This is a genomic window from Amycolatopsis silviterrae, assembly GCF_042684085.1.
Lineage (GTDB): Bacteria > Actinomycetota > Actinomycetes > Mycobacteriales > Pseudonocardiaceae > Amycolatopsis > Amycolatopsis silviterrae.
Window position 1 is genome coordinate 399454 of the sequence record NZ_JBHUKS010000026.1, and the last position, 12151, is coordinate 411604.

At 72.5% G+C, this 12151-nt stretch carries 12 protein-coding genes; 5 read left to right on the top strand and 7 right to left on the bottom strand.

All coding sequences use genetic code 11. From position 1 onward, the window contains the following. Positions 1-9: 9 nt before the first annotated feature. On the bottom strand, positions 10-498 hold the full coding sequence (locus tag ACFSVL_RS33240; protein ID WP_378309870.1) for a DinB family protein: 489 nt from the start codon (positions 496-498) through the stop codon (positions 10-12). A gap of 239 nt (positions 499-737) precedes the next feature. After that, positions 738-1823, bottom strand: coding sequence for a hypothetical protein (locus ACFSVL_RS33245; RefSeq protein WP_378309872.1), 1086 nt, complete (start codon positions 1821-1823; stop codon positions 738-740). A gap of 266 nt (positions 1824-2089) precedes the next feature. On the opposite strand from ACFSVL_RS33245, the gene ACFSVL_RS33250 reads away from it, so the two are divergent. Then, positions 2090-3082, top strand: coding sequence for an aldo/keto reductase (locus tag ACFSVL_RS33250; protein ID WP_378309874.1), 993 nt, complete (start codon positions 2090-2092; stop codon positions 3080-3082). A 32-nt stretch (positions 3083-3114) separates the two neighbouring features. Here ACFSVL_RS33250 and ACFSVL_RS33255 read toward each other — a convergent pair whose 3' ends face one another. Next, the gene (locus ACFSVL_RS33255; RefSeq protein ID WP_378309877.1) at positions 3115-4095 is read right to left on the bottom strand and encodes a GNAT family N-acetyltransferase; all 981 of its coding nucleotides are present in this window, start codon (positions 4093-4095) and stop codon (positions 3115-3117) included. Positions 4096-4480: 385 nt separating this feature from the next. Between ACFSVL_RS33255 and ACFSVL_RS33260 the strand changes: the two genes are divergently transcribed. Next, positions 4481-5224: an AfsR/SARP family transcriptional regulator gene (locus ACFSVL_RS33260; protein WP_378309879.1), complete on the top strand. Its 744-nt coding sequence runs from the start codon at positions 4481-4483 to the stop codon at positions 5222-5224. A gap of 78 nt (positions 5225-5302) precedes the next feature. Here the strand turns inward: ACFSVL_RS33260 and ACFSVL_RS33265 are convergent, their stop codons facing one another. After that, a complete protein-coding gene (locus ACFSVL_RS33265; protein WP_378309881.1) occupies positions 5303-6424 on the bottom strand; it encodes an FAD-dependent oxidoreductase in 1122 nt (373 codons plus the stop codon). A gap of 76 nt (positions 6425-6500) precedes the next feature. Between ACFSVL_RS33265 and ACFSVL_RS33270 the strand changes: the two genes are divergently transcribed. Then, entirely contained in the window at positions 6501-7196 is a 696-nt protein-coding gene (locus tag ACFSVL_RS33270; protein WP_378309883.1) for a TetR/AcrR family transcriptional regulator, read from the top strand. Continuing rightward, on the top strand, positions 7193-8356 hold the full coding sequence (locus ACFSVL_RS33275) for a tyrosine-type recombinase/integrase (protein WP_378309886.1): 1164 nt from the start codon (positions 7193-7195) through the stop codon (positions 8354-8356). The genes ACFSVL_RS33270 and ACFSVL_RS33275 overlap by 4 nt, the downstream gene beginning before the upstream one ends. Before the next feature lie 12 nt (positions 8357-8368). Here ACFSVL_RS33275 and ACFSVL_RS33280 read toward each other — a convergent pair whose 3' ends face one another. Both ACFSVL_RS33280 and ACFSVL_RS33285 read right to left on the bottom strand, forming a co-directional pair. Continuing rightward, a complete protein-coding gene (locus tag ACFSVL_RS33280; RefSeq protein ID WP_378309888.1) occupies positions 8369-9127 on the bottom strand; it encodes a hypothetical protein in 759 nt (252 codons plus the stop codon). A 27-nt stretch (positions 9128-9154) separates the two neighbouring features. Next, a complete protein-coding gene (locus ACFSVL_RS33285) occupies positions 9155-9841 on the bottom strand; it encodes a TetR/AcrR family transcriptional regulator (RefSeq protein WP_378309890.1) in 687 nt (228 codons plus the stop codon). 84 nt (positions 9842-9925) lie between these two features. Between ACFSVL_RS33285 and ACFSVL_RS33290 the strand changes: the two genes are divergently transcribed. Further along, positions 9926-11062, top strand: a complete 1137-nt coding sequence (locus ACFSVL_RS33290) for an FAD-dependent oxidoreductase (protein WP_378309892.1) — start codon at positions 9926-9928, stop codon at positions 11060-11062. A gap of 93 nt (positions 11063-11155) precedes the next feature. On the opposite strand, the gene ACFSVL_RS33295 is transcribed toward ACFSVL_RS33290, so the two are convergent. Then, positions 11156-12085, bottom strand: coding sequence for an AraC family transcriptional regulator (locus ACFSVL_RS33295; RefSeq protein ID WP_378309894.1), 930 nt, complete (start codon positions 12083-12085; stop codon positions 11156-11158). Positions 12086-12151: the final 66 nt, after the last annotated feature.

Here is a 12151-nt window from a genome sequence, read left to right on the forward strand (position 1 = left end):
GTCCGCCGGTCAGGACAGCGGCTGATCGATCTGCTCGCGCAGGATGTCGCCGTGCCCCGCGTGCCGGGCGAATTCCTGGATCATCGCGAGCAGCGTCCAGCGCATGCTGACGGTGCCCTCGCCGGGGAAGTCCTTGGTGTCGTCGAGGCTGAAGCGGGCCGCGATCTCCCGGGACCGCTGGCTGGCGCGCTCGTACTCGGCGATCACGTCGTCGACGGTTTCCTCGTCGGTGACGGCGAAGGTGCCGACGTCCCGCTTCGAGTACCCGTCGCATTCGGACTCCTCGAGCCCCGCCCAGAACCGCTGGAACCAGATCCGTTCCGCCGCGGCGGCGTGCTTGACCACCGAGATAGGCGTCGACAGCGACGCGACGAGCCGCCGTCGAGCGTCCTCTTCGGACAGTCCGCGCAACGTCTCGACCAGTGCTTCTCGGTTGCGGTCGAGCGTGTTCTCCAGCAGTGCTCGTTCGCTGCCGTCGGTGATGCGTTCGGTGGGCATGGTTCCACTCCGTTTCTCGGGCATGACGGGACTCGCGGACAGTGCCGCGTGATTTCGGGGACGGCCTGACGAGGCCGGGATCGTGCAGATGCTCACCAGAGGGAGCGCTCCGACGCGGGCTCCGAAGAGCACCGCAGGCGGTTCGCCGGGAAGACCCGGCGGCTGAGGTCATTCAACCACAACCCGGCTAGGCGTGGCGGCCGCTGCACGGCCTGCTTGCGTCGTGCAGCGGCACCCGGCTATCCAGCGTCTTCCGCTGGTTCCTCCTGCTTCTCCGCCGCCTTCTCCGCTTCGCGAAGCCGGTGCAACTCGTCCAGCTCCGCCTGCTGCGCCCCGACGCGAGCACGCAGTTCTCCCAACTCAGCGTGCAACGGCGCGAGCGTCTCGGCGTACCCCTTCGTCGCCTGGCTCAATTGCGCGGCGGATTCGGCGACGCGCTGATCGGCCGCCGCCTGGACGCCCCGCACCCGCTCGTCCGCCTCCGCTGCCTGCTCGCGCAACCGTCGTTCCTGGTCGCGCATCCGGCTCTCGTGCTCCGCGGTCAGCGACGTCCGGAGTTCCTGCTGCGCTTCCGCGGCGTCACGGCGAGCCTGTTCCAGGTCCTCCACCGCCGTCGCGCGCAACGCCGAGATCTCGCGCTGCAACGCCGTGACCCGGTCGTGCGCCGCCGCTGCCTGTTCGAGCGCCCGCTGCCGGTTGTTCTCGGCCTCATCGCGGACCGCCAGCGCGGCTTCCTGCGCTTTTCTTGCCGCAACGGCGTTCGCGAGCGCCGCGTCGCGTTCCTTCCGGTCCACTTCGGACTGCTGGCGTGCCTCGACCTCAGCCGCCCGCGCTTCCTCGGCGGCGTGCACCGCCTGTGCTCGCTCCGCGTTCGCCGCCCGAGCCTGCTCCACCGCCTCGTCGCGCGCGGACTCGGCCTCCGCCCGAGCGGCGAGGGCCGCCGCGGTCTGGTCGGTGACGTGCGTGCGCAGCGCGGCCAGCTCCGCGTGCAGCGGGTCCAACGCCGAGAGCGCCGAACCGAGCTGCTCGTCGAGCGCCTGGGTGTCGAGCAGGGTCATCGGCTGGTCCGGGCCGTAGACGGTCACCCAGATCTCGCGCTGCTCGTCGAGCATCGCGCACGTGACGACCTTCGCGCCCCACTTCCCGTACCGCTCCGGATCGGCCGGGCAGTACGGCGTCGGCCGCCCGCCCTGCCGGGGGATGGGCGGCAGCGGCCGTCCGCAGTAGGCGCACCCCGCCTCGTCCCCGGCGGCCAGCGCGCGCACGGTCGCCTCCCGCCGCTCCTCCCGGCTCCCGCGCCGGATCGGCGGCCCGTCGGTCTCCATCAATGCCCCTTTCCGCAGGTGAGCACCACTCTACAGTTAGAGATTCAATACTGGAACTTGAGGTATCAGATAACTAACTGAAACTGATGACAACCTGCGGTACAGATAGAACTATATGGATAACTGAGATTATTCATATAGTTCCGCGCGAGACGGCGGACCGGTCCTCTGGCTTGACCTGGAGCGCGCTCCACGCCCTAGCGTCGGAGCCGTTCGCCAGTTTTCGAGGTACCGCCCGGACCGCCGGGCAGGAGGAGCATCCGCGCATGATCACCCGAACCACGCTCGGCTCGCCCGGTCTCGCCGCCAGCACGATGGGCCTGGGGTGCATGGGGATGAGCGAGAGCTACGGCGCCGCCGACTGGGACGGCGGCCTCGCCACCATCGGCCGGGCGCTGGAACTGGGCGTCACGTTCCTGGACACCGCCGACGCCTACGGCACCGGGCACAACGAGGTGCTGGTCGGCCGGGCCGTCCACGGCCGCCGCGACCAGGTGCAGGTGGCCACCAAGTTCGGCATCGACCGCAGTGGCGGCGATCGGGCCCGCCGGATCCGCGGCGCCCGGGACTTCGTGCTGCGCTCCTGCGACGCCTCGCTGCTGCGGCTGGGCGTCGACGTGATCGACCTGTACTACGCGCACCGCCCGCCGCAGGACGTGGAGATCGAGGAGACCGTCGGGGCGATGGCGGAGCTGGTGGAGGCGGGTAAGGTCCGTCATCTGGGCCTGTCCGAGGTCGACGGCGAGCTGCTGCGCCGGGCGCACGCGGTGCACCCGATCACCGCGGTGCAGAGCGAGTATTCGCTGTGGACCCGCGACGTCGAGGCGGTCACCCCGGTGATGGCCGAGCTGGGAGTCGGGCTGGTGCCGTACTCGCCGCTGGGGCGCGGGTTCCTGACCGGCGCCCTGGACCGGTCCGCGCTGGGCGAGAAGGACTTCCGGCGCACCAACCCCCGCTTCTCCGGCGAGGCGGGGGAGGCCAACGAGAAGATCGCGCAGACCGTGCGCGAGGTGGCCGACCGGCTGGGCGCGACCCCGGCCCAGGTGGCGCTGGCCTGGGTGTATGCGCAGGCCGAGCGGCTCGGGGTGGCGGTGGCGGCCATTCCGGGCACCCGCAGCCCGGCCCGGCTGGAGCAGAACGCGGCCGCGCTGGAGCTGACCCTGGACGCCGAAGCGCTGGCCGCGCTGGACCCGCTGAACGACCAGGTGACGGGCGAGCGCTACACCCCCGCGCACACCGCTGAGGTCGCGCGGGGCTAGCCCCGTTCAGCTGTTGTCGTCAACCGAAGACGTCACAGCTCCCGGTTGACCACGCTGCCCGTCCGCACGGTGGCGAATCCCAGCCGGTGGTTCACCTCGATCATGTGCGTGTTGCCCGCCCCGGTCGCGGTCCAGACCTGTTCCGCGCCGGGCCGGTCCGCGGTGAACCACCGGAGCATCTCGGACTTCATCGCCAGCCCCAGCCCGTGCCCGCGATGTCCGGCGAGCACCGCGGTGTCGCCCTGCTGCAGCCTTTCCGGCATCAGCGGCCGCGCCTCCATCACCGTCAGGCCCGCGACTGCGCCCCCGGGTCCGACCGCCACGACGGCCCGGTGCTCGATGTCCCGCTCGCGGCAAGCGGCTTCGATCCGGCGGACCCGGTCGGCCGACCACTGCGGCTCGGCCAGCCCGGACTCGCCGAGCGGCGCGTCGGCGATCGCACCGCGGGCTTTCGCGTACTCCTCGACGAGGTCGTCCGGGGCGGCGCCGATCCAGCGCACCAGCCGGTATCCGCCGGGCACGGGGGCGTCCCACCGCCGCCGGTCGACCTCGTCCAGCCGCATGATCTGCAGGATCGCGGTGTGCACGATCCGGAATCCGAGCCCGAGCGCCCAGCTCTCGCCGGGACCGCCGAGCGTGAGGTTCCATCCCTCCACGAGGGTCCGGCCGCGCTCCCGCAGCTTCGGTTCCAGCGCGTGCAGCAGCTCGGTGCCGATGCCCTGCCGGCGCACTCGCGGATGCACGTGGATCCGCACGGCGGCGACCCGCTCGTTCCCGTCGCCGGGCAGGTTCACGATCGCCCTGGCGACGAGCCGGCCGTCCCGGTGCGCGGTCCACACCAGCTGCTCGCCGGCCTGGACCTGCGGCGCGCGCAGGGTGGAGATCGTCTCCTGCCGCGTGAAGGCCGGACGTTCCGGGGAATCCGCCTGATAGGCCGAAAACTGCAGTTCGTGCAGCTCGTCCCAGTCCGTGTCGCTCGCCCGGTCGATGTCGAACAGCCGCACGTCCAGCATGTCGCCCCCCTGATCGGAATCAGCCCCGTTCCGGCAATTTACCGCCAGCAGGACGATCCCCGTGTCGCCGCGGCGGACGCGCTGGCCGCCCAGTTCCCCGTCGGCGACGCACATCCGGCGGCCGGGTCGGAGCGGGCGCGTCGCGGCCGGCCCCGGTCACGGCGCGCCCTGCCGGGTCAGTGGAGGTACAGCATGGGCTTTCACCTCCCGATTCCCGTTCGAGGGGCGGGATTCCCGTTCCGGCGCACCGGGCGCGTTCTCGGCGTGGAGCGTCGCCGCCCGGGCCGCCGCCCATCGTGGCCGGGGCGCCTTGTCGAAACCTTGCCGCGACCTTGAACCCATCGCGGCGGGGCTGGTATCCCGGAAAGCAACCCAGGGAGGTTCCGTGTGCGCCACCGAGGTCAGGGTGCTCGGAGAGGTCGAAATACGGGTCGGCGGAAGGGTTCTCGCGCTGGGCCCGCCGCGCCAGCGCCGGCTCCTGGCGGCGCTTCTGGTCGAGCCGAACGTGCAGATCTCGACCGGCGAGCTGATCAGCCGGGTCTGGAACGGCTCCCCGCCGCCGCGCGTGCACAACGCGCTCTACAGCTACGTTTCCCGGCTCCGCGCGGTGTTCCAGTGCAGCGATCGGCTGATCCTGACGCGCGGGCACCGCGGATACGTGCTGATCGCCGACGATGACGACGTCGACCTGTGCCGCTTCCGCGCGCTGGTGTCACGTGCCCGCCAGCCCGGCGGCGACCGGCGGCGCGCGAAACTGGCGTACGAAACGGCGTTGTCGTTGTGCCGCGGCGTCCCGTTCGTCGACGTCGACGCCGCGTGGCTGGCCGATCTGCGCTGCAGGTTCGCCGCCGAACGGCTCGGCGCGGAACTGGACCTGTTCGACATCTGCCTGCGGGAAGGCCGGTCCTCGGAGCTGCTCGGGCCGCTGAACCATTACGCCGCCGAGCATCCGCTGGACGAACGGATCGCGGCGCAGCTGATGACGGTGCTGTGCCGGCACGGCCGCCAGGCGGACGCGCTCCGCCGCTACGCCGGGCTGAGCCGCCGCCTCCGCAACGAACTGGGCGTCGATCCCGGCGCGCGACTAGTGGCACTGCACTGCCGGATCCTGTCCGGCGCGTGCCCCTAGCCCGCCGAAGGTCCGTGAGGGGAACCCTGAAGGAATCAGGGTCTGTGAAGGTTCCCCTCACGGACAACTACCCTGGTCCTAGGTCCCGGCGACGAAATCGGCGAGCAAGCCGTGCGGCGCGTCGGGGCCGAACATCTGCTGTTGCATGTGCGCGCCGTCCGCCGCGGTTTCCGCGCCGCGCGGGAACATCGCCTGCTCGTATTCGGCGAGCGCGGCCTCCGTGTCGTCCGGATGCGCGGCGAGCGCGATCCCGAGTTCGGCCCCGTCGAGCATGGCGAGGTTCGCGCCTTCGCCGTTCGGCGGGGAGAGGTGCGCGGCGTCGCCGATCAGGGTTACGCCCGGCACGCGCTCCCACCGGTGCCCGATCGGCAGGCCGTAGTGCGGCCGGAAGGCGGGCGCGGTGTCGCTTTCGGTGATCAGCGCGGTCAACGCCGTCGACCAGTCCTCGAACTCCGCCGCGATCCGGGCGGTCGTGGCCGTGGTGTCGGCGAAATCGATGCTGTCGAACCACTCCAGCGGCCGGGCCAGCCCGACGTAGGCGTGCAGGATTCCGTCCCGCTCGCGGTGCGCGGTGATGCCGTGACCCGGCGCGAGCGCCAGCAGCATCCCGCCGCCGACCGCTTCGGCGGTGGCGGGGAACCGGCGGTCGGAGTCGTAGAGGAAGGTCTCGACGGACGCCGTGCCGCGGTACTCCGGCGTCGCCTCCGACAGCAGAGGCCGGACTTTCGACCAGGCCCCGTCCGCGCCGACCAGCAGGTCCGTGGTGACCGTGCTCCCGTCGGCGAACGCGACCTCGTAGCCCCCGGCGACCGCGCGCACCCCGGCGACCTTGTGTCCCCAGTGGACAGTGCCCTCCGGCAGCGAGTCGATCAGCAGCTGCCGCAGCTCGCCGCGGTGGACTTCGGGGCGGCCGCCGGTGCCGTCGTCGGGTTGTTTGAACAGCACAGTCCCGTCGCGGCTCAGCAGCCGGATCTCTTGTCTCCCTTCGAGGATCAGGCTGCGGAATTCGTCGGTCAGGCCGGCGGCCTCGACGGCGAGCTGGCCGTTGTAGTCGTGGATGTCGAGCAGGCCGCCCTGCGCGCGGGACGTCGGGGAGGGCTCGGCCTCGTAGACCGCGGCCGGGATTCCGTGGACGTGCAGGACGCGGGCGAGGGTGAGACCGCCGAGCCCGCCGCCGACGATCGTGACGTGTGTGGTCATGACAAAACTCCTTCGGAAGAGGTCTGGTACGCCATTCCATAGTGGAACGGCGCTCCAGATGTGTCAAGATGGGCGCATGGCAACGCGGACGCGCCGGGCACAGCGGCGCACGGAGGCGCTTTCCCGGGAACGCATCGTCGAGGCGGCGGTGGAACTGCTGGACGCGGCGGGCGAGAGCGGCCTGACGTTCCGCGTGCTCACCGAACGCCTGGCCACCGGGCCCGGGGCGATCTACTGGCACGTCGCGAACAAGGGCGAGCTGCTCGTCGCCGCGACCGACGCGGTGGTGGCCGACGCGCTGGCCGCGGAGCCGGCGGGGTCGCCGCGGGAGGAGGTGCACGCGGTCGCGCTCGGGCTGTTCTCCGCGATCGACGCGCATCCGTGGCTCGCCGCGCAGCTGCTGCTCCAGCTGTCGCGCAGCCCCGGCGGTCCGGTGACGCCGCGGATCCTCGAAAGCTTCGGCCGCCGGGTCCGCGCGCTCGGCGTCCCGGAACAGCACTGGTTCACCGCGGCCTCGGTGCTGATGCACTACGTCCTGGGCGCGGCCGGGCAGAACGCGGCGAACAGCCAGGTCACCGAGCCGGACGCGGACCGGGCCGAATTCCTCGCCGCCACCGCGGAAGCGTGGGAGGCGCTGGACCCCGTCGAGTACGAGACGACGCGCGCGATGGCGGGCCAGATGAGCGAGCACGACGACCGCGAGCAGTTCCTCGCCGGGATCGACCTCGTGCTCGCCGGTGTCGCCGCGCTGTATCCGGGCGGGCGCGCATGACCCTCGCGCTCACCGATGCCGGGGAAGCGGGCAAGGACGCGCGGGAGCGGTTCGGGGAGTTCCTGCGCGTCTACGCGTCGCTCAACACCCGCGTCGCGTACGCGACCGATCTCGGCATCCCGCTCGACTGGGTGCCCGGCTACCAGCCGCCGGACCCGGGACGCCGCCGCGGCCGTGCCCGGCGCACCGATCCGGACGCGCTCGCGTGGCTGCCGTGGTGCCTGCGCAACGGGTTCACGTCGTTCGCCGACGTCCGGGTGGAGCACGTCGAGCAGTGGCTGGACGAGCTGGCGCGAGCCGGATACCGCGATTCGACGCGCGGCCGGATGCTGTCGGCGGTGTCCGCGTTCTACCGCAAGTACCTGCTGCGGGAAGGCTTGGCCGGGCACAATCCGGCGGCGCTGGTGGACCGGCGCGCCCAGCATCTCAACCGGCCGTCCGGCGTCCCGTCGCAGACCGCGCGCTGGTCGTTCGACGCGTGCCGGGCGTTGCTGCTCGCGGCGTGGCTGCTGGCCGGGCACAGCCGCAACGGCCCGCGCGACCGGGCGATGGTCGAAATCCTGATCGGCACCGGCGTGCGCGCGGAGGAACTCGTCGGCGTCGACCTGAAGGACTACCGGCGTCCGACGGCTGGCGGCATCGGCGTGCTTCGCGTGCACGGCAAGGGATCCAAGGACCGCGAGGTCGCGCTCGCCGCACCGGTCGCGGACGCCCTCGACGCCTATCTGGCGGACCGGGTCACGCCGCAGGTCCCGGCGCTGCGCGGGCAGGTCGGCGCGAACCGGGCGGAGGCGCTGTTCGTCACCGGCACCGGCGCGCGCGTGCACGTTTCGCACGTGACCGCGTTGCTGCGCCGGCTGTGCGCGACGTTCTGCCAGGAACCCAAGACCGCGCGACTGCGGGAGGTCCTCGACACCGCCGAGGCCCGGTTCGTCGCGACGCACCTGCAGGCGTTGTGCGACACCATCCACCCGCATTCGGCGCGCCATTCCTACGCGACGCACGCGATCGAGCGAGGGGTCCCGCCGCGCCAGGTGCAGCGCGACCTCGGGCACTCGGCGCTGTCGACCACGGAAGGCTATCTCCACGACGAGAACGCCATCCGCGATTCGGCCGCGCACGAACTCGCTCCGGCGCTGCATCGCGGCTGGCTCGGGTGACCGCTTCAGCGGTCAGGCTTCGATGAACGGTTCGGTGCAGAGCGTGCAGGTGATCGGCCCCAGCTCCAGGATCGAGCGGGCGGCACGGATCCGGCGCGGCGGTTCGCACCGGCAGATCGCGGCGACGTAGTTGGGCCCGCCGCGGTGCGCGCCGCGGCCGTCGACCGGGGCGATCACCACCGGCGGGACCGGTTCGCCCGTCTCGTCCGGCGCTTCCGGGTCGCCGGGGTCGCCGGGGTCGCCCGGGGGAGCGGCGACGGCGCGGCGCGCGACCTCCTGTTCGGTGTGCCGCCACACGGTCAGCGCGTCTTCGAGCCGGGCGAGTTCCCCTTGGTACGCATCGAGAGTCCGGGGGAGCGCGGTGGTGGCGGACCAGCCGATCCGGTCGGCCTGTTCGGCGCGCAGGCCGAGTTCGGCGGCGAGCGCGGCGAACCGTTTGTTGTGGTAGCGGCCGTCGCTGACGTCGACGATGTCGCGGGTGGCGGCGAGTCCGTGCGCGGCCTCGTGCAGCGTGGTGGACAGGATCTCGGCCGGGCCGCGCCGGAGGCCTTCCGCGCCGAGGAAGAACTCCGCGCGCGGTTCGACGCCTTCGCCGACGTGCCAGCGGGACCGCGCGAAGTGGCCGTGGATCTCGGTGGCGGTGCCCATCGTTCCGGAGGCCAGCACGAGGATCGCTTCGGGGACGTCCGCGTGCCGCCGCCGGATCTCGGCCCAGAGCCGTTCCATCGCGTGCATGACGCGGGTCGTCGGGCCCAGCGCGGCGGTGTCCATGCGCCTATCTTGCCGCTTAAGCGGTAACTAGGCGAGGGACAGGCCGGAGAGCACCCGGTCGAGGCCGGCGGCGAAGACGGCGTCGGAGTCCGGGTGGACGGCGTCGCGGGCGGTGCGCAGCAGGGTGGGGTAGCGGCCGGTGTCGAACATCCGCTGCAGGTACGGTCCCGCGGCGCGCTGCCAGGTCTGCTCGTCGACGCCGGTGTCGGTGATGAGCCGCCGCTCCCGGATCTCGCTGCGGACGGCGCCGGTCACGTACGCGTGCACGGTGAACACGGTGATCATGGCGTCCTCGATCGGGCCGGGACCGGCCGCGGCAGCGAGCGACGCCTCCAGGTACGCGAGCGCGTTCGGGCCGAGCCCGGGCCGTCCGCCGATCAGGTCCGCGAACCACTCGTGCCGCTGGACGGCCGCGCGGCAGCCGTGCGCGAGCGCGCGGAGGGCGGCCGGCCCCTCGGTTTCGGGATCCGGCAAGGGAATCTCGCCGTAGACGGCGTCGGTCATCAGGTCGAGCAGTTCCTCTTTGGTGTCGAGGTAGCCGTACAGCCGCATCGGCCCGGAGCCGAGCGCGGCCGCGACTTTGCGCAGCGACACCGCTTCCAGCCCGCCTTCGTCGGCGAGAGCACAGGCGGTCTCGACGATGCGGGCGCGGCTCAACGGCGCCGGCGTCGCGCGCGCCGGCGGTTCAGGCCGTTCCCACACCAGTTCGTCCATGCTCGCCCCTTTCCCGGATGACAGTACCGGGACGCTTCCGATACAGTGTATTTCGTCAATACGGTGTATCGAGGGGAAGTCATCATGCGAATCGTCATTGCCGGGGGCGGACTCGGCGGGCTCACCTGCGCGCGGGTGCTGCGGGTGCACGGCATCGACGCCGTGGTCTGCGAACGCGACGCCGGGCCGGGCGCGCGGGTGCAGGGCGGCACGCTGGACCTGACGGTGGACGAGGGGCAGTGGGCGCTGCGCGAGGCCGGTCTGGAGGCGGGTTACCGCGGGATCGCCCGTCCGGAGGGCCAGGACATGGTCCTCTACGACTCGGCGGGAACCCTGCTGCGCCAAGAGATCACGCCGGAGGACGGCGAGGCGCGCTGGGGCCGTCCCGAGGCCGACCGGCCGGCGCTGCGGAAACTGCTGCTCGACGCGCTCCCCGAGGGCACCGTCCACTGGGGACACGCGGTGACCGGCGCCGAACCGCTCGGCGACGGACGGCACCGGGTCCATCTCTCCGGCGGCGAGACCCTGGAGTGCGATTTCCTGATCGGCGCGGACGGCGCCCGGTCGCGAATCCGCCCTCTGCTGACCGATGCGGAACCGGCGCACTGCGGCGCGTACGGGATGGAGCTGGTCATCCACGACGCGGACCGGGCGCACCCGGCGGAGTCGGCGCTCGTCGGGCGCGGCAGTTTCTCCTCGCTTGGGGACCAGCGGACGCTTTCCGCGCAGCGCAACGGAGACGGCACGATCCGGGTCCACCTGAGCCTGCGCGGCGACGAGGGCTGGGCGGAGACGTCGGGGATCCCGTTCGACGACCCGGACCGCGCCCGCGTCGCGCTGAAGGACCTGTACGCGGGATGGCCGGCGGAGTTCCTGGCGTTGCTGGACGCGACGTCCGGGCCGGTGCAGGTGTATCCGCTGACCGCGCTGCCGGTCGGGCTGCGGTGGGACCCGGTGCCGGGCGTGACGCTGATCGGCGACGCGGCGCACCTGATGTCGCCGTTCGCCGGACAGGGCGCGAACCTCGCGATGCGCGACGGCGCCGAGCTCGCCCTGAACCTGGCCGAGGGCGGCGACGTGCGGAAGTTCGAGCAGGCGATGTTCGACCGCGCGGAGCCGGCGGCGCGGATGTCGGCGGACAACATGGAGCTGTTCCTGTCCGACGGCGCGGCGGAAAAGGTGCGGCACCTGTTCGCGACGATGTTCGGCGAGGAGGACTGAGCTGCCCGGGATTTGCTTGGGGCGGAAGGATTCCCGCGCCGTTTCGTGCAGGCGGTGGCCGGTCTGGCCCGCGCGTACAGCCCCGGGCGTTGCTCAGGCAGGTTCGCGCAGGCGGTAGTGCTGCGGGCTGCGCCCGTACTCCCGCTTGAACGCGGCGCTCAGCGTGAAGGGGCTGCGGTACCCGACCTGCCGGGCGATCGCGGTGAGCGTCGCGTCCGGCTGCTGCCGCAGGAGGTCGGCGGCGAGGGAGAGCCGCCAGGTGGCGAGGTACGTCATCGGCGGCTCGCCGACCGCGTCGGTGAACCGCCTGGCCAGGGCGGCGCGGGAAACGCCGGTCGCGCTCGCGAGGCCGGCGACGGTCCACGGCTGCTCGGGCTGGTCTTGCAGCAGGCGCAAGGCGTGTCCGGCCACCGGGTCGCTGTGCGCGCGGTACCAGGAGGGCGCGGCCGGGCGGTCGAGCCATTCCCGCAGGACCCGGACGAGCAGCAGGTCCAGCAGCCGGTCGAGGACCGCTTCCTGGCCGGGGGTGTCGCGGTCGATCTCGGCGGCGAGCAGGGCGACCAGCGGGTCGTCCGCGGTCTCGGCGGTGACGACCGGCGGCAGCGCGGCGAGCAGCCTGCGCGAGACCTCGCCGACGGTCGGATAGGTGCCGGTGAGCAGCACGGTCGGACCGTCGAGCGCGGATCCCCAGGTGCGGACGCCGAGGTCGGTCAGGTCGGCGAGGTGCCCGCCGTCGGGGGTGACGCAGACCTGGCCGGGCTGGATCACCGCCTGCGGCGGGGTGGCCGGGTCGTCGGCGACCAGGTACGGGTCGGGCCCGCGGAGGACGGCGACGTCGCCGGCTCCGAGCCGCACCGCCGCGTCCGCCGCCGGCCCGAGCCAGGCTTCGCCGCGCACGACCGCGAGGACAGTGAGCGGCGCTTCGTCCTCGATCCGCAGCGACCACGGCGGGCGCAGCACCGACCGGAGCAGGAACGCGCCGTGCGCGCGGGGGCCTTCGAGCAACGCGGTGAGCGGGTCCACCAGGCCGAGACTAGCGCCAGGGCAAGCGGAACAGGCCGCATTCGGTGAGACGGCAACGCATGCCTT